The sequence below is a fragment of the Sulfitobacter sp. M22 genome (assembly GCF_021736025.1).
GTDB lineage: Bacteria > Pseudomonadota > Alphaproteobacteria > Rhodobacterales > Rhodobacteraceae > Sulfitobacter > Sulfitobacter litoralis.
Map to the genome: position 1 here is coordinate 604,511 of NZ_WMEC01000001.1, position 19,290 is coordinate 623,800.

General features: G+C 57.9%; 16 protein-coding genes. 6 read left to right on the forward strand and 10 right to left on the reverse strand.

The window, feature by feature from the left end; all coding sequences use genetic code 11:
* The first annotated feature begins 38 nt into the window (after positions 1 to 38).
* The 3 genes from GLP52_RS02960 to GLP52_RS02970 are packed head-to-tail and all read left to right on the forward strand — an operon-like array spanning position 39 to position 3,769.
* Complete coding sequence (locus tag GLP52_RS02960) at positions 39 to 2,318, forward strand: heavy metal translocating P-type ATPase (protein ID WP_237271525.1); 2,280 nt, start codon at positions 39 to 41, stop codon at positions 2,316 to 2,318.
* Entirely contained in the window at positions 2,315 to 2,782 is a 468-nt protein-coding gene (locus tag GLP52_RS02965; RefSeq protein ID WP_237271526.1) for a DUF411 domain-containing protein, read from the forward strand. The genes GLP52_RS02960 and GLP52_RS02965 overlap by 4 nt, the downstream gene beginning before the upstream one ends.
* Positions 2,783 to 2,821: 39 nt before the next feature.
* The gene (locus GLP52_RS02970) at positions 2,822 to 3,769 is read left to right on the forward strand and encodes a cation diffusion facilitator family transporter (protein ID WP_237271527.1); all 948 of its coding nucleotides are present in this window, start codon (positions 2,822 to 2,824) and stop codon (positions 3,767 to 3,769) included.
* Between the two features lie 2 nt (positions 3,770 to 3,771).
* Here GLP52_RS02970 and GLP52_RS02975 read toward each other — a convergent pair whose 3' ends face one another.
* The 7 genes from GLP52_RS02975 to GLP52_RS03005 all read right to left on the reverse strand — a co-directional run bounded on the left by GLP52_RS02975 (position 3,772) and on the right by GLP52_RS03005 (position 10,475).
* Complete coding sequence (locus GLP52_RS02975; RefSeq protein WP_237271528.1) at positions 3,772 to 5,073, reverse strand: multicopper oxidase family protein; 1,302 nt, start codon at positions 5,071 to 5,073, stop codon at positions 3,772 to 3,774.
* Between the two features lie 94 nt (positions 5,074 to 5,167).
* Positions 5,168 to 5,902 carry a copper-binding protein gene (locus GLP52_RS02980; RefSeq protein ID WP_237273355.1) on the reverse strand — a complete coding sequence of 245 codons (735 nt, stop codon included), beginning with the start codon at positions 5,900 to 5,902 and terminating at the stop codon, positions 5,168 to 5,170.
* A gap of 55 nt (positions 5,903 to 5,957) precedes the next feature.
* Positions 5,958 to 7,145 carry a multicopper oxidase family protein gene (locus GLP52_RS02985; protein WP_237271530.1) on the reverse strand — a complete coding sequence of 396 codons (1,188 nt, stop codon included), beginning with the start codon at positions 7,143 to 7,145 and terminating at the stop codon, positions 5,958 to 5,960.
* Between the two features lie 17 nt (positions 7,146 to 7,162).
* Positions 7,163 to 8,626: a TolC family protein gene (locus tag GLP52_RS02990; protein ID WP_237271531.1), complete on the reverse strand. Its 1,464-nt coding sequence runs from the start codon at positions 8,624 to 8,626 to the stop codon at positions 7,163 to 7,165.
* Between the two features lie 378 nt (positions 8,627 to 9,004).
* The gene (locus tag GLP52_RS02995; RefSeq protein ID WP_141135330.1) at positions 9,005 to 9,319 is read right to left on the reverse strand and encodes a hypothetical protein; all 315 of its coding nucleotides are present in this window, start codon (positions 9,317 to 9,319) and stop codon (positions 9,005 to 9,007) included.
* A gap of 249 nt (positions 9,320 to 9,568) precedes the next feature.
* Positions 9,569 to 9,910 (reverse strand): zinc ribbon domain-containing protein YjdM, encoded by a 342-nt coding sequence (locus GLP52_RS03000; RefSeq protein WP_093733612.1) that lies wholly within the window; start codon positions 9,908 to 9,910, stop codon positions 9,569 to 9,571.
* 172 nt (positions 9,911 to 10,082) lie between these two features.
* Positions 10,083 to 10,475: a nuclear transport factor 2 family protein gene (locus GLP52_RS03005; RefSeq protein WP_237271532.1), complete on the reverse strand. Its 393-nt coding sequence runs from the start codon at positions 10,473 to 10,475 to the stop codon at positions 10,083 to 10,085.
* A 673-nt stretch (positions 10,476 to 11,148) separates the two neighbouring features.
* Between GLP52_RS03005 and GLP52_RS03010 the strand changes: the two genes are divergently transcribed.
* The gene (locus GLP52_RS03010) at positions 11,149 to 11,778 is read left to right on the forward strand and encodes a transferrin-binding protein-like solute binding protein (protein WP_093733613.1); all 630 of its coding nucleotides are present in this window, start codon (positions 11,149 to 11,151) and stop codon (positions 11,776 to 11,778) included.
* 248 nt (positions 11,779 to 12,026) lie between these two features.
* Positions 12,027 to 12,893 (forward strand): hypothetical protein, encoded by an 867-nt coding sequence (locus tag GLP52_RS03015; RefSeq protein ID WP_237273356.1) that lies wholly within the window; start codon positions 12,027 to 12,029, stop codon positions 12,891 to 12,893.
* A 213-nt stretch (positions 12,894 to 13,106) separates the two neighbouring features.
* Here the strand turns inward: GLP52_RS03015 and GLP52_RS03020 are convergent, their stop codons facing one another.
* Positions 13,107 to 13,577, reverse strand: a complete 471-nt coding sequence (locus GLP52_RS03020; protein ID WP_093733615.1) for an Lrp/AsnC family transcriptional regulator — start codon at positions 13,575 to 13,577, stop codon at positions 13,107 to 13,109.
* Between the two features lie 118 nt (positions 13,578 to 13,695).
* On the opposite strand from GLP52_RS03020, the gene GLP52_RS03025 reads away from it, so the two are divergent.
* Entirely contained in the window at positions 13,696 to 17,115 is a 3,420-nt protein-coding gene (locus tag GLP52_RS03025; protein WP_237271534.1) for an indolepyruvate ferredoxin oxidoreductase family protein, read from the forward strand.
* 97 nt (positions 17,116 to 17,212) lie between these two features.
* Here GLP52_RS03025 and GLP52_RS03030 read toward each other — a convergent pair whose 3' ends face one another.
* Both GLP52_RS03030 and GLP52_RS03035 read right to left on the reverse strand, forming a co-directional pair.
* Positions 17,213 to 17,920 carry an endonuclease/exonuclease/phosphatase family protein gene (locus tag GLP52_RS03030; RefSeq protein WP_237271535.1) on the reverse strand — a complete coding sequence of 236 codons (708 nt, stop codon included), beginning with the start codon at positions 17,918 to 17,920 and terminating at the stop codon, positions 17,213 to 17,215.
* Positions 17,917 to 19,281 carry a phospholipase D-like domain-containing protein gene (locus GLP52_RS03035; RefSeq protein WP_093733618.1) on the reverse strand — a complete coding sequence of 455 codons (1,365 nt, stop codon included), beginning with the start codon at positions 19,279 to 19,281 and terminating at the stop codon, positions 17,917 to 17,919. Before GLP52_RS03035 ends, GLP52_RS03030 begins: the two co-directional genes overlap by 4 nt.
* Between the last annotated feature and the right edge of the window lie 9 nt (positions 19,282 to 19,290).

A 19,290-nucleotide genomic window follows, 5' to 3' on the forward strand; every position in this document is an offset into this window, starting at 1 on the left:
ATGTCTGTTTCTGACAGTGAATCAGATAGGAAGATAAGATGGCGGACGGCAAGGCGGCACGCCGCGAATGGCGGGTTACGGGGATGGACTGCGGCGCCTGCGCGGCCAAGGTGCGCGGCGCGGTGGAGCGCTTGCCGGGGGTCGCGGAGGTCGATGTCGCGCTGATGTCTGAACGGCTGCGCCTGACGCTGAACGAGGGTGAAACCTCGCCCGAGCGGATCGAGAAAGCCGTGCGCGGTATCGGTTTCGGCATTTCTGCGAAGGGGGCGAAGGCAGAAAAGCCGAAGGTCGGTTTCGTTCTGCCTGACGACGCGATGCCTGACGATGACGGGGCGGGGCCTGAGCCACGCAGCGCCACCGATGCGCCACCAGAACCTAATTGGTATCAGACTGCGAAAGCGCGTTTGGTGCTTGGCAGCGGTGCCTTGCTTGCTACGGCATGGGCGTCCCGGTTGGTCCTGCCAGCCGAGGTTTCACACTGGGTGTTCGTTCTGGCCACATTGATTGGGCTCATTCCCGTGGCCCGCCGTGCGGTCGCAATGGCGCGGGTGGGGATGCCGTTTACCATCGAAATGCTGATGACCATCGCTGCAAGTGGTGCGCTTGTGATCGGAGAGCCGGAAGAGGCCGCGCTGGTGGTCTTTCTCTTTGCCGTGGGCGAATTGCTGGAGGGTGTCTCTGCCGGGAAGGCGCGAAATAGCATTCGTGCACTGACCAAGCTGGTACCGAAAACGGCGCGCCTTGAAGTGGGCAGGAGGACACGCGAGGTGGCGGCAGAGACCCTTAGGGTCGGCCAAATTGTGCAGGTGCGCCCCGGTGATCGGGTGCCCTGTGACGGCAAAGTGGTCAGCGGCACCTCGGGCGTCGATGAAAGCCCTGTCACCGGCGAAAGCGTGCCGCGCCTCAAAGAGCCGGACGCGGAGGTGTTTGCCGGATCGATCAATACCGAAGCCCTGCTGCGCGTGCGCGTCATCAAAGCCGCGGCAGACAACACCATCGCCCGCATTGTGCGGCTGGTCGAAGAGGCAGAAAGCGCCCGCGCGCCGACCGAGCGGTTCATCGACCGGTTCAGCCGCATCTATATGCCCGCCGTGGTGGGCTTGGCTGTATTGGTCGCCGTCGTGCCCCCGCTTGCCTTCGGCGGCGCGTGGGACGAATGGGTCTATCGTGCACTGGCCTTGCTGCTGATCGGCTGCCCCTGTGCGCTGGTGATCTCGGTGCCCGCGTCGATCACCTCGGCCCTGTCCACCGGGGCGCGCAACGGGTTGTTGATGAAGGGCGGCGCGGTGATTGAAGCGGCCGCGCGGGTCACGCATGTGGCCTTTGACAAGACCGGAACGTTGACCCACGGCAAGCCGCAAGTGACCGATGTGCAAACCATCGTCGGAGACGAAACCGGTTTTTTGGCCCTTGCCGCCGGAGTAGAGAGTGGCGCCAGCCACCCGCTGGGCCAAGCCATTTGCAGCGCGGTAGAGGCGCGAGGGATCGACCCCGCCACTGCGACACAGTCACGCGCCTTGCCCGGAAAAGGTGCCGAAGCGGTGATCGCAGGCGCAACTATCTGCGTGGGCTCACCGCGTTTGGCGGCAGAACGCGGGGCGCTGTCAGAGACATTGCGCGCCGAGGTCGAGACGCTTGAAGCGCAGGGCAAAACCGTGGTGATCGTGCTGCGCGACAGTGTGGCCCAAGGTCTTATCGCCCTGCGCGATGAACCCCGCGCCGATGCGGCAGAGGCGGTGGCCCAATTGAACGCCTTGGGAATTTCGTCGGTCATGCTTACAGGGGACAACAGCCGCACAGCCTTTGCTATCGCAGAAGGGCTTGGCATCGACCACAGGTCAGAGCTGATGCCTGAGGATAAGGTCGCGGCCATTCAAAGCCTCGCGGCTGAGGCCAAGGTCATGATGATCGGCGACGGCATCAACGACGCGCCTGCATTGGCGGCTGCGCATGTGGGGGTTGCGATGGGGTCCGGCACCGATGTGGCGCTCGAGACAGCTGATGCCGCGATCTTGCGCGACCGGGTGACAGATGTACCCGGCCAAATCCGGCTTGCCCGCGCGACGATGGGTAATATCCGGCAGAACATTGCCATCGCTCTTGGTCTTAAGGGGGCGTTTCTTGTTACGACGATGCTCGGCGTGACGGGCCTTTGGATCGCGATCCTGGCTGATACTGGGGCAACCGTTCTGGTGACATTGAACGCCCTGCGTTTGCTGTTCTTCCGGCCAAACACTGCTGATGGGCTGGCCGAACCTGCCAGCCGCCCTACAATCTCTAGCAACTATAGTCTGAACTCTCGGAAGGACACGATATGACCCTCACACGACGCAGCTTGTTGGCCTGTACCGCGAGCTTTGCCGCCGCCGCACCCTTTGGGGCATGGGCCAAAGAGAAACCTGCGATCCACGTGATGAAAGACCCCAACTGTGGGTGCTGTTCAGCTTGGATCGATATCCTAGAAAAAGAGGGCTTTGCCGTCACGACCGAACGCAGCCTGGGAACGCTCCTGATCCGCTACAAGCAAGACAACGGCATCCCGCAGAACATGGCGTCTTGTCACACTGGAAAGATTGACGGCTATATGATCGAAGGCCATGTGCCGCCCGCGGACATTCGCAAACTGCTGGCCGAGCGTCCAGACGCCATTGGCCTCGCCGTACCGGGGATGCCCTATGGTTCGCCGGGCATGGGCCCCGAGACAAAGCGCGAAGCGTATGACGTGTTTTTGATTGCCCGCGATGGTAGCACCGAAGTGTTCTCGAGCTACGAAGCCGCGTAGCGCACGGCACTTTCTTTCTCATATGAAAAGGTAGCTCCCATGGCCCATGATCACGTTCATATTGACCCGCAAAGCGGTGATCGAAGAGTGTCGGTCGCGATTTGGGCGAATGCGCTGCTCACGGTCGCGCAGATTGTGGGCGGGGTGTTATCGGGGTCGCTCGCGCTCGTCGCCGATGCGCTTCACAACTTTTCTGATATGGCCTCTTTGGTCATTGCGTTTGTCGCCCGCAAAATTGCGCGACGGCCGGCGGACGCGCGTATGACATTCGGCTACGGCCGGATCGAAATCGTGGCCGCCCTTATTAACTATACCACGCTGATTTTGGTCGGCTTTTACCTAATATACGAGGGCGGAATGCGCGTGATCGACCCGCCTCAGGTGGCGGGCTGGACCGTGGTCATTCTGGGTTGTGTTGCCCTTGTGATAGATACGCTGACGGCGCTGCTGACCTATACTATGCAAAAGGACAATGTGAACATCAGGGCGTTGTTCTTACATAACTTGTCAGATGCGTTGGCCTCGGTGGCGGTGATTTTCGGCGGTACGCTTATTATTCTGTATGACCTGCGTTGGGTCGATCCTGCGATCACAATTGGTATCGCTGTTTATATCCTCTATCTCGCGCTGACCGAAATCGGCGGGCCGATCCGCATGCTTATGCTGGGCAGCCCGCCTGATATGGATGCCACCGCAGTCGTCGGGGCGCTGGTCAAATTGGATGGCGTGCGTGACGTGCACCACGTCCACCTATGGCAAATGCAAGAACATGAGGTGGCGCTTGATTGTCATGTGGTGTTGGTGGGGCAGGATTGGAGCGAACTTGACGCCGTAAAACGCGAGATCAAACGAATGCTCGCGGTGGATTTCGGTATTTCCCATTCGAGCCTTGAATTTGAAACCTCTGACAGCGCGCATGAAGGCGCATCGCTGTTTGGTCACGAGGAACCACCCAAGGCGGGTGGCCCCAAGCCGGATCACAGCTGACCCTAATCAGAGACCTTGACCCATGTCCGCATCCCGCCGACGGCGTGGCTTAACATGTGGCAATGGATCAACCAGCGTCCCGGATTGTCGAAGACGCAGATGACATCTCGGCTTTCGCCCGCGGCTACCAGTGACGTATCGCGCAGGTCACCGAGGCTACCATCAGGGGCAACTTCGTAAAAATGGTGGCCGTGCAGGTGAATGCCGTGCGGGAATGCGGTATCGTTCGCAAAGGTGATCCGCACCGTCTCGCCGCGCTCAAACGCTCCAAACGGGTCGTCGTGCAGGTCAGAGATATTGTTGAAGGACCAGATATTAGCCCCCCCGTGTCGTCCGCCCATAGCGCCGCCCATCATGGTCAGCGTCAGATGCTGGCTGGGGTCGCCCGGTGTTGGCAGGTTCGGCGCTACAAGCGGGGCAATTGGCTTGGGAATTCGGTCCGTGTTTGTACCAGAGATTGCCAACTCAGCCAGACGGTAGGACCCCTGCCGCGACTGCATGTCAAAGCCCACGGGACCGGTGATATCAACGATCAGATCCGCCCGCTGCGCGGGGGCCAGCACGAGGTCAGCCAAGTTGCGCGGCGTTTCAAGTGCCATGCCGTCTAGTGCAACGACCGACCCTGTGACGCCGGTAACCGCCAGCGAAAAGATGCGGTTTGTGGCCGCGTTGATCATGCGGAGCCGGACGCGGTCAGCATTTTTCACCGCATCCTGCGAGAGGAAGCCCCGCGCGAAATTGCCCATATAGCCTGCGTGGGCGACGCTGTGCATATCCGAGAATTCGTCGATGAGGCTGCCATCTTCGGCGATGATCCAATCAGACAGGAGTACCGTGATGTCATGGTCCACATCGGGGGGTAGATCATCCTCGACGATCAATGGCCCCATCATGCCGCGTGCGACCTGTTCTTGCGAGATGTAGTGCGAATGATACCAGTAGGTTCCCGCGTCCGGTGGCACGAAGCTATAGGTCTTGTTGTCGCCGGGGTTGATCAGATCCTGTGTCATCATCGGCACTCCGTCCATCCGGTTTTCAAGCCGGATGCCATGCCAATGGACAGCGGTGCCTTCGTCCAGACCGTTTTCGACCTCCACCGTCGTGCGTGCGCCACGTTTGACCCTGATCTCCGGCCCGGGCATCGACCCGTTGAAGCCCAGCATCGCGGTGCTGCCTTCGCCTTCGGGTAGGATCTGCCGCGTGACGGGTTCGGCCCTAAGCGTGAACGGGGCCGCAGCGGCCAAGCCCCGCAAGGGGAGGATTGCTGTGGCTGAAACGCTCGCGAGAAACTGTCGTCTGTTCATATCGTGCCTTACCGAAAATAGTTCAAAGGTGGCGCTAGCTAGGAAAAATGAGCGCGTTCGGGGCCGATCAATGTGACCGGCCCCGAAGTCGGATTTACTTCATCTGTGTGACAGTGAGCTTGCCTTTGACGCGGTCAGCGACGAATTCGATGTCTTGACCTTCTTTCATCTTGGCGATCAGCGCTTCGTCAGCTTTAAACACCATGGTCATGGACGGCATGTCTAGGTTTTCAAGCGGCCCGTGGATGATGGTGACCTTTTTGCCTTTGGCGTCGACTTTCTTGATCTTGCCGGTTGAGTAGACAGCCGGTGCCGCGGGTGCCTCATCAGACTGCGCCACGGTGATCGGGCCATGCATGCCGGATTCGTAGTGACCGGGGATCAGGCAGGCAAACTCAAAGTTGCCCTCATTGGCGAATTTCCAGATCACCTCGCCCTCCATGCCGGGATCCAGACGCACAGAATTCGGGTCGTCGTGCTCCATGTCCATCTTGGCCATAGCTTCTTTGTGCTCGGCGTTGCCGTCCATCGTGTCGATCACGAACTCATGCTCGATCTCACCTTTGTTGGTGACGGCAAAGCGGATGGTCTCGCCTTTCTTGATGTCGAACTCGGCGGGTTCAAAGATCATCTCGCCGTCGTCGGTTTCGCGCATGGTGACGTCGATCGTGCGGTCGACGGCGTCTGCCTTACCGGGCATGCCGATCGCCATTTCTTTATGCATGTCGCCGTGGCCATCATCGTCGTGGCCGCCGTCAGGGCTGCCAGCAGCGAAACCAGGGGCCGAAAGGAGCAACGTCAGAGCGGTTGAGATAAGAAGTTTGTTCATGGTTTTTCCTGTATGTTTTGGTGATTGTGGTTCTTCACGGTGTTCCAAGGGCCGCTTAGCCCTTGGAGGTTGGTTTCGGCGTAATCTGCGTTTTCGGGCTGTGGTTCTGCGCGAACTCTGGCAGCTCTCCCGTCCATTCATACGCCTCTGTGCCCGGAGGGTTTTCGTACCAGCCGGGATCTTCGTAATCGTCCGCATCGATGCCTTGGCGCACCTTCACGACCGAAAACATGCCGCCCATTTCCAGCGGGCCATGTGGCCCCCAGCCGGCCATCATCGGCACGGTATTGTCGGGCAGCGGCATCGACATTTCGCCCATATCCGCCATGCCCGCTGTGCCCATGGGCATGAACTCGGGCTGCACGCGGCGAACCTGACGGGTCATGTTGGAACTGTTGGTGCCAATGAGCGTCGGCACGTCATGGCCCATTGCGTTCATCGTGTGGTGCGACTTGTGGCAATGGATTGCCCAATCCCCCAGATGATCGGCGGTGAACTCATAGGCCCGCATGGCGCCCACGGGAATGTCGATGGAGACCTCGGGCCATTGCGCCGATTCCGGCACCCAGCCGCCATCGGTGCAGGTCACCTTGAAGTCGTAGCCGTGCATGTGGATCGGGTGGTTTGTCATCGTCAGGTTGCCGACGCGTACGCGCACCTTGTCCCCTTGATTGACGACAAGCGGATCAATGTCGGGGAAGATCCGGCTGTTCCAGGTCCAAAGGTTGAAATCCGTCATCGTCATGATGCGGGGTATGTAGGTGCCCGGATCAATATCAAAAGCGTTCAACATGATCAGGAAGTCCCGATCGACGCGCATGAAATCGGGATCCTTTGGGTGGACCACGAACATGCCCATCATGCCCATTGCCATCTGCACCATCTCATCCCCATGGGGGTGATACATGAAGGTGCCGGATTTGGTCAGATCGAACTCATAGACAAAAGTCTTGCCCGGCGGGATGCCGGGGTGGCTGAGGCCGCCGACACCGTCCATGCCCGAGGGCAGGATCAGCCCGTGCCAATGCACCGTCGTATGCTCGGGCAGGCGGTTGGTGACATAGATGCGCACCCGGTCGCCTTCGACCGCCTCAATGGTGGGGCGGGTTGGCGATTGGGTCAGCGCGCTGTCCATGACGGCGGCTTCAGGCAGGCCCATGTTCATGGTCTGGCCCCATGCTTTGGAGGAAACAAGCGTGGCCCCAGCCGCGCCGGCCCCTAGCAGTTGACGTCTGTTCATCATGTGATTGTTTTCCTGTCTCAATGTCCTGCACCGCCACCGGCGGCGATTTGCGTCTCTGCACCTGCACCGCCACCACCGCTGCCACCGCCATAGATCGCGGCGGTCAGACCAGCCGAGGCCAGCCAGAAGTCGCGTTTGGCGTTAGCCGCTTCCAACTCGCTCGACAGCTTCTCGCGCGCGTCATTGAGCAGGTCGAAGGTGCTGGTGATCATGCCGTTGTTGCTCAGCAGCGCCTCTTCGTTGATTGTGCGCCGCAGGGGCATCACCACGTCCGAATAGTGCCGCGCGATCTGGTGGCTTGAGCGATAGGCCGTGGCCGCTGCGCGTGCTTCGGACCGCACATTCACCGCCTGTTCAGCCAACACATTCGCAGCCTGCAGGTAGCTCAGCTCGGCCTTGCGCATCCGCGCCTTACCGCTGTCGAAGATCGGAATGACGAATTCGAACTCGACCTGCGGGGTGATGCTGGTCTCGATCTCGCCGTCTTCTACCTCGCGTTCCATCTCTGCGCCGGCGATCACTTCAAGGTCGGTGAGGGTGCGGGTGGCGTCGGTCAGGCCGTAAGCCTTGGCAGTAGCCGCGAGCCCCAGCCGCGCCACTTCCAGATCGACCCGATTGGCAAGCGCCAGCCGTTCGATCCCGCTGTGGCCGTTCACTGTGTTGGGCACGCGGGGTAGGGCATCGGGCACATAATACGCCACGTCTTGCCCCCAGAGCCCCATCAAACGGGTCAGCTGTTCCTTGGCCAGTTCCGCATCAAGCCGCGCCCGCGCCACCTGACCGGCCATCTCAGCGTTAAACGCCTGCTCGCGCGCTTGTGCGGCTTTGTTGAGGGCACCGGTCTTGCCAAGCTGTTGCGCCAGTTCTGCTGCCGCATCGGTGGTGATGGCGGCGCGTTTCAGATAGCTCACCGTCTCGAACGCCGCGACGGCGTTGACCCAAGCTTCGCGGGTCTCGTTCGCCAGTGCCAATGTGTCACTCACAGCCTGCATTTGCGCCTGTTGAAACTGCGCTTCGGCAGCGGCGATGCGCTGTTTGCGCGTGCGCGCGTCCAGCAAGTTGACGGCGATCATGCTTTCCAGTGCACGGTACAACCCCAACTCAGGCGCGCCGATGCCCAACAGACCGACCGAGACGACAGGGTTTTCAGGCGTGGACTGTTGCCATGCTTCTGCCGCTGACAGACCGATCTGCGCGTAAGACGCCTGCAGTCCCTTGTTATTCAGCAAAGCGGCTTGCACGGCAGTTTCCGCATTGATCGTCTTGCCCTGCACCATGGCGCGGACCTGTTTCGAAGTGGCCACCGTTTCGGACTGTGACTGCGCCCAAACGGTGCGCTTGCCAATCGCTTTGGAGGTACGCGTCTCGACGGCGGCAAAGCCCGCATCGCGTGCGGAATAGCTGATGGGCAAGGTCGGGGCTGTGCAGGCACCAAGAATAAGCGGTGTGATGACGGCAGCTGTTTTCAATGTCCAACGCATCAGTGGTTCATCCCCTGCATCGTCATTCCTTGCTTAGGCGCCTGCTCAGTGTTCAGCCGTCGCCAGTCGAGCGGTTCCACCACGCCACGTCGGCGGTAGCCTGCAAAGGGCTGTTCAGCGGCGGTTGTAGCGCTGCCACGCGCGCTGCTGTCAGCAGCGGTCATCGCGGCGACGTCGGGCAGGGGGGTGGGCAGCTGCACATAGGCAGTCGTAACATCGGGAAAGGGCGGTAGCGTGGTTGCGCAAGCCCCAAGGGTCAGGACATCGCCCCTGCAATCAATACTGTTTTCATGGATATTTGACCTGAAATTTAGGTGATCTTGCCCGCGAACGCAAAAGGATCGCAGGCGCAAAGGCCGCTATACCGCGGCGATCAGGTCAGGCTCGTGGGGGGCGCAGCTGGCTGGTTGCTTCGGCCGACGCCATGGTCCGGTAGCTGAGCGCGAAACGGGCGGCTTGAACGGCAGTCACTTCAGCGTGCTGCGATGCGCAAAGCGCTGCAGTCAGGCATATGCCACCGCAGCATGCGTCACCCTCAAAGCTGTCAGCTGTGTCGTCGGGCGCAGTCTGGGCGACCGCATTTTGCGGCGCGTGATGCAAGGCCATCGCAGAAGCATCCGCAGTGTGATGCGCCGCGTGTGCACCCTCGTGCATCCCGCTGTTCGCGTGCGCCGACGAGGGGGGCAGTAACAAAAAGCCGCATATCAATACCGCCCCCAAAACGAGGCGAAAGAGGTTTGATAGGGATTTAAGACAACGCATGGGCAAATCTCTGCCCTACACAAAGCAAGCTGTCAACGCGTCCAGCGCTGGAAGCTTTGGCGATTTGTGGCGACATCCCGCCACAGGTCCGCGACTGAGCAGGTGAATATCGCTTTTGCCAGATATCGGTATCCGCGTGAACTGTATTAGCTGTTTGGCTGCACCCTCGCTGGGTGTCGCCTAGCCAAGCACTTTTTTCACGAACTGCGATTTCAGGCCCATTTGGCCGACACCCGGAACCTTGCAGTCAATGTCGTGATCGCCGTCGACCAACCGAATGCCGCGAACCTTGGTTCCGACCTTAACCACAGACGAAGACCCCTTGATCTTCAGGTCCTTGATGACAGTCACGGTGTCACCATTCTCTAGCACGTTCCCGACACTGTCGCGGGTGGCCGGCGCGATGTCGTCTGCGTCTTGCGCGACCCATTCGTGTCCACACTCAGGGCAATTCAATAGGGCATCAACCTGATAGACATAGATAGAGGCGCATTCGGGGCATGGCGGAAGTGTGTCATTCATAGAACCGTTCGATATCCCGAAACCAAACCGAAGCACAGAGGAAACTCTGCGCCATCATGTTTCAAGGTTCTTACTTGAACCTGCGCGTTGTATATCGTCTGGGTCGAACATTTAGTCGCGTGGGTCCGGAGGCGTTGATCCATTGCTTGACCAAAGCAACATCGACCGAGGGTTAGGTGCCTTCATCATCCGTATTTAGTGTGCTTTCAAGGTGCCAGATTTTGGAAACGATCTGCCACCCATCCTCGCCCTTCACAAATCCAAGATGGTCGACAAAGATGCTTTGATGCGCGCGAATACGGATTTTGACCGTTGCACTGATCGGCGACAGGTGGTCGATCATCAATACCTCGGCTTCACGCGGTTGGCCTTTGGACGCCGGTGACACACGCCCCGCAACGTCGCGACTAAAGCTGTCTATGGGCTCTACAAAGATCGATCCGTTGTCGGCATCGAACAAGCTGGATTGCGGGTGGAACACGGCGCTCAGCTTTTGGATATCACAGTCATGGATCGCGTCGAAATAGGTTTCGATTGCGACAAGAAGATCGGGGTCAAGTGTCATGGGATCAGGTCCATCGGAGGTTGCTGCAAACACCTTGCCACCAAAGTGAAAGTCGCGAAACTGGTAAAAGTGACAATATCCGGTCGGATGCCGCACATACGGGAGAACGTCCTTTGCTGGCAGCGCGCGCGTGTCTGTAAGGGTGCCCGCACGGTTCGCACCGAGGTGAATTTCAGGGACCTTCAGATATTCTTTATTCTACTTTTGCGATAAATAATACCCTCAGGGGTAGACGAGTCGAGAGGGGTATCGCAACACTTTTCCATCGATCGCGGGTCAGCCCCGCGTGAGAGTATAAAAGAGGTATTTTGGCAAATTATTTTGTTATCGAATCAATTGCGTATTATATTTGAATAGGTAAATGATTGGGTGTCATGTAGATTTGCGGAATCTATATTTCTTGAGTTTATGCTTTCCACGTCGTTTGTATTGCGACGACGCTAGATCATGGGTGCAAAAATATATTTCATTATCAACTGGGGTGCCGTATTTTGCGGTGCCCTCAATTTATGATTTAACACAGTAAACTTACGATGAGTGTTATTTCTACAACAAATACATACGTGCGTTCAAAATATTGTGAACTGTGGGTTGCGTGCTCCACGCCTCTGGGGAAAACAAGAGGTTTTCAATTTGGGCGTGTGTAAACGTAAGTATAGAAAGTGGATATTTCATGAACTTCTCAACATTCAAACTTGCCTTGGCTACCCCTGTCATCGCAGTAGCCTTGAGCGCATGCGGCAGCAGCAGCATTTCTGGCTTTGAAGATCTGGGCAACAAAGCGGACGCGGTAACCAAACGTGTTGACGAAATCGGCGGGTACGATCCTGAAAGCGGTATTTATACAAACAAGACAGAAGCCCAAGAGATGCCTACTGAGGGAACGGCCAGCTACGCAGGGTTCGCGGGCTTTTGGCTTAACGATGATCAGCAGCAGGTTCGCACAGACATGGCGGAAAACGACACGCCCGTACTTGCGGCGGAGTTGAATTTGGTTGCCGACTTCGCAACGTCTAAAATCTCTGGCTCCATGACCAACTTCCAAATTTCCGAAGAAGGTAATTCCGTGAACGGTACCATTGATGTTTCGGACGGCTCAATTTCAGGGGGTAACCTTTTGGCGGACCTGTCTGGGAACCTCAACGGAAACGTCGATGGCCAAGAGGAAGAGCACACCTTCACAGGAACTATGGACGGTACTTTCCTTGGTGACGGCGCTGAGGCCGTAGTTGGTGGTATCGAAGGCTCTCTCTCTGATGGAACCTTCGTCGCTGGCGAATGGGAAGCAGTAGTACAAGACTAAATTCCTTCAAAGAGCTTCAGCAGGGGCGGCATATGTCGCCCCTTAACCTAATAAAAATGTTGAGTATTAAATTGTTTAACCTTTTCAGAGCTGGCACCGCTATTCTATTGTGCGGCTTGGCGACCGCGCCATTGGCTGACCCTCTGCCAGTGTGGAAATCCGCGATAATATCGGGATCTCAGCATCTGAGCTTTTTTAGCATGCTCAAGACAAAGCCGCCTGGGCACGAGGCTTACCTGAAGCGGCTTATGCGGTATGATGGTCTGATGCACCGCCCCGGACAGGGGCCGCAGAAGCTGCTGTCTTACGTGGGGCTCAAGCCGTTGATCGGCTACGATTCCAACATCAACAACGGACTGCCAGGCGACGAATTCAATATCGGAAAATTTACCTTCCGCACCGATGAGGAAGATCAGGCCAAGGCGGGGATGACCGTGGGCGCGAGGGCGACAGGTACGCTGTTGTACAGCGTTGCACCGGCGCATGTTCTCAAGTTTTCTGCCTACGGCTCATACGAATTCGCCCCCGAACACAGCCTGTCAAAACACGCTGTCGGGGCGTCGGCGTGCCTTGGCAGCCATGTCGCGTCTTATACCTGGATCGACAGTTGCGCGGGCGTGCGCGTTGCCGAAAAGAAGAACGCCAGCGTCGAAGAAGTGTACGCGTCGCTTGGCGGATCGCAGGCCTTCGCGACTGGCTGGGGGCACCACGAGGCAAAATGGGCGTTCAAGAGATCGTTTCGGGATGACTATCCAAAGAGCTATATTAACCTTGGTTTACTAAGCGCCGTGCCAGATGTGGGTGCACTCTATACGGGTGTGAGTTGGGGCGAGGAAATCGCGGGAAAACACACATCACGATGGGGGGCTACAGCGTCAATCACACGACCCGTGTTCAAACGTAAGACAACATTGTCCATTTCATATGGGAATTTCGGGGGAGGCTCACACTTCGGAGAACCGAGAGAAGATAATCAATACAATGTCAATTTAAAAAGTCAGGTACACAAGAATGTGGCTGTGAGTATTGGCTATTCTTGGAATAACTCGAACGTCGCGTTTTATGATGAGAACAGTGTGCTGTTCGGGGTGGATATAAAATCTATTTCGTTTTGAACGCTCCTTCGTTTTGTATTTCGATTAGGAATTAAATATATTGCACATTAAATAGCGAAAGTTCTTAAACTTCTATTTTTTTATTGGATTAATGGGGGACTGTTATTCGGCTCAGGGTTGCATCTCTTTGGTTGCATCGGGACCTCGCGTCGGCAGCGCTCAAGCGCGGATGCAACTGAGCGAGATATCGGCGTTCACTTCCGCCGCATCCGCTCACATCGGGATGCTGGTGTTCCTCTTGATCTCGCGCAGCACGACGTTGGTCTGGGCGCTTTCGACCGCCGGCAGACGGAACAGAAAATCTTCTAGGAAACGATTGTAGGCGGCGATGTCACGACATAGGACTCGCATCTGGTAATCAGCTTGCCCGGTCGTGGCATAACATTCCAGCACCTCCGCGCGATGCGCGATCGCGTTGATGAACTCGGCTAGTTTCTCTTGGTTATGGCGGGCCAATTGCACCTGTACCAAGGCCTGAAAGCTATTGCCCGCCTTGGTCGGGGATACGTCCGCCCGATACCGCTCGATGACGCCCGCGTCTTCAAAGGCCTTGACCCGTCGCCAGCAGGCAGAAGCCGACATGCCTGCCTTGTCGGCTAATTCGGCGTTCGAGATACGGCAATCGCGCTGCAAAAGCTCAAGCAGCCGACGGTCGCGGTCGTCAAAGATCATCTGGTCAGACATTTCGATTTCCTCATTCCATGCGAATAGAATTTTCGATCAATCCGCAATCAGGCGCAAGTGAGGACAGATATTTCACGGAGATGTGGTTTGATGGTCATAACAGCCAAGGATCGCCATCATGACCAAAGAGACCCACGACTTTTACCCCTACGCCCTGTCGGACCGCTATACGCGGACCGAAGGAACTGTGTTTTTGACTGGTACGCAAGCGCTGGTGCGGATCATGCTTGATCAGGCGCGGCGCGATAAGCAGCAGGGGCTAAACACCGCGGGGTTTATCTCGGGGTATCGCGGGTCGCCTTTGGGCGCGGTCGATCTTGAGCTCTGGCGCGCGCGCGATGTGACCAAGGACAACCACATCACCTTCATGCCTGCGGTGAACGAAGACCTTGGGGCCACGGCGGTTCTAGGGGCGCAGCAGGCCGTGCTTGATCCGCATTGTGAGGTGGAGGGCGTGTTCTCCATGTGGTATGGCAAGGGGCCGGGAGTGGACCGGTCGGGCGATGCACTGCGCCACGGCAACGCCTACGGGTCGTCGCCCAAGGGCGGCGTTCTGGTTGTTGCGGGGGACGACCACGGGTGCGTGTCGTCGTCGATGCCGCATCAGTCCGATGTGGCGTTCATGACGTGGATGATGCCCACGCTTAACCCCGCAAACGTGGGGGAGTTTCTTGAATTCGGGGCCTACGGGCTCGCGCTGAGCCGTTTTTCCGGCACATGGGTCGGCTTCAAGGCGATCTCTGAAACGGTTGAAAGCGGACAATCCGTGGCGTTGCAACCTGACCGCACATTCACGCTGCCGCAATTCACCCCACCGCCCGGCGGTCTGCATGTACGCCGCTCTGATATGCCGAGCCCCGAGATCGAGACACGTCTGGAACACAAGCTGCGAGCCGTCGAAGCCTTTGTCGAAGCCAACCCGATCGACAAGCGCATCTATGATCTGGAAGACGCGATCTTTGGCATCGTCACCACCGGCAAGGGCCATCTGGACCTGATGGAGGCGCTGCGCCTGCTGGGTCTGGACGAGGCGGCGTGTCGGCGTCTTGGCATCGATATCTACAAGGTCGGCATGGTCTGGCCCTTGGCGCGACGGGATGCGCTGGCATTTGTGTCCGACACCAAAGAGGTCCTGGTGATCGAGGAAAAACGCGGCATCATCGAAAGCCAGCTTAAAGAATATTTTTACGATTGGCCGGGGCACAAGCCCGGTCGCATGGTCGGCAAACACCGGGCGGCAGGCGACCCTCTGCTGCCATGGACCGGAGAGCTAAGCCCGCTGGCCTTGGTGCCGGTCGTGGCTGAACGGCTTGATGCGTTCTTTCCGGATGAAAACCTGCCACGAAAAGCGCGTGCGCTGACTGAAAAGCCGCCTGTTTTGTTGAACGTGCCAGGGGCCAAGCGCACGCCCTATTTCTGTTCGGGGTGTCCGCATAATACATCGACAAAACTGCCCGAAGGCTCGCAGGCTGCATCGGGCATTGGCTGTCATGTCATGGCGGGGTGGATGGACCGTGAAACCGGCGGCTATGCGCAAATGGGCGGCGAGGGCGTGCCGCATGTGGTGGCGTCCAAGTTTAACGGTGGCAAGCATTTATTCCAGAACCTGGGCGAGGGCACGTGGTACCACTCGGGCTCGCTTGCGATTCGTCAGGCGGTCGCGGCTCAGACAAATATAACTTATAAAATCCTTTATAACGATGCGGTTGCGATGACCGGCGGGCAACCGGTGGACGGGCCGATCAGTGTGGCTGGTATCGCACAAACATGTCGTGCCGAAGGGGTGGCGCGGGTCGCGCTGGTGTCGGATGTCATCGACAAATTCGCCCGTGCTGATTTCCCGCAAGGCACCAGCTTTCATCCGCGTGAAGAGATGGACACCGTGCAGCGCGAACTGCGCGAGGTCAAAGGCGTGTCGGTGCTGATCTACGAGCAAACCTGCGCCACCGAAAAGCGCCGCCGCCGCAAACGCGGCCAGATGGAAGACCCGAAACGCTTTGCCTTTATCAACCCGGCCGTCTGCGAAGGCTGCGGCGATTGCTCGCTCGAAAGCAACTGTCTGAGCATCGAGCCGCTGGAGACTGAACTGGGCCGCAAGCGCAAGATCAACCTGTCGAGCTGCAACAAGGATTTTTCCTGTCTGAACGGTTTCTGCCCGAGCTTTGTGACCCTTGAAGGGGCTGTGCGGCGCAAGAAAACCGGTGCCGAGGTGGATATCGACGCGCTGCTGTCTGACATTACCCCGCCCGCTTTGCCAAAGTTACAGAAGCCGTTTGACCTACTGGTCACAGGGGTTGGCGGCACGGGGGTCATTACCGTGGGCGCGTTGATCACGATGGCGGCGCATCTGGAAGGCAAAGGGTCAAGCGTGCTGGATTTCACCGGCTTTGCGCAGAAATTTGGGACCGTGCTGAGCTTTATCAGGATCGGGATGTCGCCGGATGCGATCCATCAGGTGCGTATTGATCACGGGGCGGCGGATGCCGTGATTGGATGCGATATCGTTGTGTCTTCAGCCGCGCAGGCCTCGGTCTACTACGGGGCCGACACCAAGGTTGTGCTGAACCTTGCGGAAATGCCGACGGGTGATCTGGTGTTGCACCGTGATGCGCAGCTGCACACCGATCTGCGTGAGGAGGCTATCCGCGCGACGGTGGGGGCTGGCAACCTTATAGGTTTTGACGCCAATGCCATGGCCGAACGGTTTTTGGGTGATACGGTTTTTGCCAATATGATGATGCTGGGCTTTGCGTGGCAAAAAGGGCTCGTGCCGGTTTCTCATGGGGCATTGCAACAGGCGATTGTATTGAATGGCGTAGCGATAGACAAAAACCACCGCGCCTTTGATTTGGGGCGCATTATGGCAGCAACGCCCGATGCGCTTGCCCTGCCGCAAAAGACAAAGCCCTCAGCGGACAGTCATGCGATTATTGCCGACCGAGCTGAACGGCTACGTGCGTATCAAAACGATGGATATGCGCAGCGCTATGTCGATCGCCTAGCGCAATTCCGCCGCGCAATTCCAGATGCTCACGCCGAAGATCTGACGCAGGTTGCCGCCAAAGCTTTGTACAAGCTGATGGCGTTCAAAGATGAATACGAGGTTGCGCGTCTGCACAGTGACCCCGCCTTTGCTGCGCAGCTGGAGGAGGAGTTCGAGCCGGGGTTCAAGATCAACTACCACATGGCCCCGCCGATCGTATCCTTGCGCAAGGATGCACGCGGGCGCCCGGTTAAGCGTGCTTTTGGTGCGTGGCTCAGGCCTGTGCTGTCCGGCCTTGCGAAGCTCAGCCTGCTGCGTGGTACGACGCTGGATGTGTTTGGCTACACGCAAGAGCGCCGCGAAGAGGTTGCCCTGATCCGCTGGTACGAAGGTTTGATGGAGGAGCTGCCGGCCAAGGTTGACGATGCACGCAGTGAGGTCGTGCATAAGCTGCTGGCGTTGCCGTTGGATATACGCGGTTTCGGACCGGTAAAACACGCCGCTGTCGAAGCCGCGCGTGTGCAAGAGCTACAGTTGAGAGCGGCGCTAGAATAGAACTTAATATTTCAGTTTAACTTTGGATCTAAATCAAATAATATCAGTGGGATACGGTGGTTTTGTAATGTTATGCTTCAGCGCTAAGTGTCGGAATTCACTGACCCGCTGACTGCGTAAAATCAAGCCAGATCGGCAGGTGATCCGAGGCGCGGCGGGCGTCGTCCGTCTCGCATACGCCGCCGTCTGTGACATTCAGCGCGGCGTCTACCGCGATGCGGTCCAGTGCTGCCAGCGGCAGGCGTGCGTGATAGCTTTTGCCCGGAGCATAAATCTCAAAATGATGCGCCAGCCGTCCAAGACCGACGTTCAGCGACCACTCATTCATGTCTCCCGCGATAAGCGTCGGACGTTGAGACTGTTCATCCAGATGCGCGATTAACGCTGAAAGTTGCGCGCGACGCGATCGGCGCATGAGACCGAGGTGAGTAGCGATGATGCGCATGGGAATGTCGGCGAGGTCGAAATCGACCACCATTGCACCCCGGGGTTCAATTCCCGGCAGGTTCAGGTGTTTTACATCAACCAGCTTTGCATCAGGGCTTAGTAGGACGGCGTTGCCATGCCACCCGATGCTAACTTCGCTGGGGACGGGCACCGCGATCAAACCGGTTTGGGCGGTCACCTGATCCACCGGCAGTGCCGAGGGGCGGGGCCCAAGCCGCATGTCGGCCTCTTGTAGCACGACAATGTCGGCATTGAGCGTCTGTATCACCCGCATCACGCGGTCCGGATCGCGTTTGCGGTCCGTGCCCATGGCCTTGCGCATATTATAGCTGGCGATGCGAAGGGTGGTTTGGGTCACAAGATCGGTGCTCCTATGCGAAAGACGCCCTCGGCCAGGCGGCGGGGTAAGTGTGGGCTTGGCATATTCTCGTGGCACTCTGCCTCTCGGGCGTTGAACCAGTCCGACAGGATTGCCACGCTGCTTGCATCATAAACGAACAACATCGCCTCAAAGTTCAAAAGCATACTGCGAACGTCAAAGTTTGCCGTACCCACGAGGCCCACATCATCAATCAACGCGGCTTTGGCGTGGATCATGGCGGGTTCAAAATATTTGACTTTAGCACCCGCCGTATGGGCATCGCGCAAGTATCCGCCACGTGCAAAGTCGGCGATATGCTGGTTTGATTTATGCGGTACCAAAATACGCACATCGACCCCGCGCAACGCGGCGATGCGCAACGCATTCGCCAGCGGCTCTGTCGGGACAAAGTACGGCGTGGCGATCCAGATACGGGTTTGCGCCAGATGCAGCGCACGAATGATCCCGTCGTGCAGCGGGTCTTCGACGATATCAGGGCCCGACGGGATAAGCTGTACCGTGGCATTGCCCGCCGTTGTGGGGGCGGGTGTAGTAATATGGTCTACATCTTCGCCACAGGCGACTTCCCAGTCTGAGCGGAACACATCGCAAAATGTCTGTACCGACTGACCTTCTAGGGTAAAGGCCAGATCAACCCAGTGATCCGCGTGGGGATGGTCAGACATATAGTGTTCGCCAATATTCATCCCGCCCGAAAAAACGCGGGCGTGATCGGCGATGATCATCTTGCGGTGATTGCGCAGGTTCAGGTGGCCACTGCTGGGCAGTTGCAGGATCGGGGAAAAGAACAGCACCTCCCCGCCGGCCTTGCGCAGTGCCTTGACTGCCTTGGAGGGGCCGCGCAACGTGCCCAATCGGTCCATCAGCAAGCGGACTTTAACGCCGTTGCGGGCTTTCTCGGTCAGCGCAGTGACGACATGATTACCGGTATCGTCATCTGAGACGATATAAAACAGCACGTCGATGGTCTGCGTTGCGCTGGCAATCAGCTCCATCGCGGCGGTGTAGGCGGTTTGCGGGGTCTCGTACAAGTTGAACCGCTGCGCCTCTAGCGCGGGGGGCAGGCCGAAGTTCTGGAACATCTGGTCAAGCGCATGCACCGGCGTTTGGGGATCTTCTTTTTGAGTAAAGTGGATGGGCTCGTAGCGTTTCCCTTGTTTGCGGAACCCCAGTGCCAGAAACAGCGGAGCGGCAACATAAGGCATGACCACCAAAAACAGGATCCACGCGGCCGTTGATTGCGGGCTGCGGCGCTGTTGCAAGAGAATAAAGGCCACACCAAGCGTCAGCAAGATAACGCCAACAACCTCTATATGGGTGGTGAGAAATGCGATCATGGTCGTTTT

What these genes read in the sequence shown, in the direction of transcription:
- GLP52_RS02960 (WP_237271525.1), top strand. Translation starts at nt 39, where the DNA reads ATGGCGGACGGCAAGGCGGCACGCCGCGAATGGCGGGTTACGGGGATG.
- GLP52_RS02965 (WP_237271526.1), top strand. Translation starts at nt 2,315, where the DNA reads ATGACCCTCACACGACGCAGCTTGTTGGCCTGTACCGCGAGCTTTGCC.
- GLP52_RS02970 (WP_237271527.1), top strand. Translation starts at nt 2,822, where the DNA reads ATGGCCCATGATCACGTTCATATTGACCCGCAAAGCGGTGATCGAAGA.
- GLP52_RS02975 (WP_237271528.1), bottom strand. Translation starts at nt 5,073, where the DNA reads ATGAACAGACGACAGTTTCTCGCGAGCGTTTCAGCCACAGCAATCCTC.
- GLP52_RS02980 (WP_237273355.1), bottom strand. Translation starts at nt 5,902, where the DNA reads ATGAACAAACTTCTTATCTCAACCGCTCTGACGTTGCTCCTTTCGGCC.
- GLP52_RS02985 (WP_237271530.1), bottom strand. Translation starts at nt 7,145, where the DNA reads ATGATGAACAGACGTCAACTGCTAGGGGCCGGCGCGGCTGGGGCCACG.
- GLP52_RS02990 (WP_237271531.1), bottom strand. Translation starts at nt 8,626, where the DNA reads ATGCGTTGGACATTGAAAACAGCTGCCGTCATCACACCGCTTATTCTT.
- GLP52_RS03000 (WP_093733612.1), bottom strand. Translation starts at nt 9,910, where the DNA reads ATGAATGACACACTTCCGCCATGCCCCGAATGCGCCTCTATCTATGTC.
- GLP52_RS03005 (WP_237271532.1), bottom strand. Translation starts at nt 10,475, where the DNA reads ATGACACTTGACCCCGATCTTCTTGTCGCAATCGAAACCTATTTCGAC.
- GLP52_RS03010 (WP_093733613.1), top strand. Translation starts at nt 11,149, where the DNA reads ATGAACTTCTCAACATTCAAACTTGCCTTGGCTACCCCTGTCATCGCA.
- GLP52_RS03015 (WP_237273356.1), top strand. Translation starts at nt 12,027, where the DNA reads ATGCGGTATGATGGTCTGATGCACCGCCCCGGACAGGGGCCGCAGAAG.
- GLP52_RS03020 (WP_093733615.1), bottom strand. Translation starts at nt 13,577, where the DNA reads ATGTCTGACCAGATGATCTTTGACGACCGCGACCGTCGGCTGCTTGAG.
- GLP52_RS03025 (WP_237271534.1), top strand. Translation starts at nt 13,696, where the DNA reads ATGACCAAAGAGACCCACGACTTTTACCCCTACGCCCTGTCGGACCGC.
- GLP52_RS03035 (WP_093733618.1), bottom strand. Translation starts at nt 19,281, where the DNA reads ATGATCGCATTTCTCACCACCCATATAGAGGTTGTTGGCGTTATCTTG.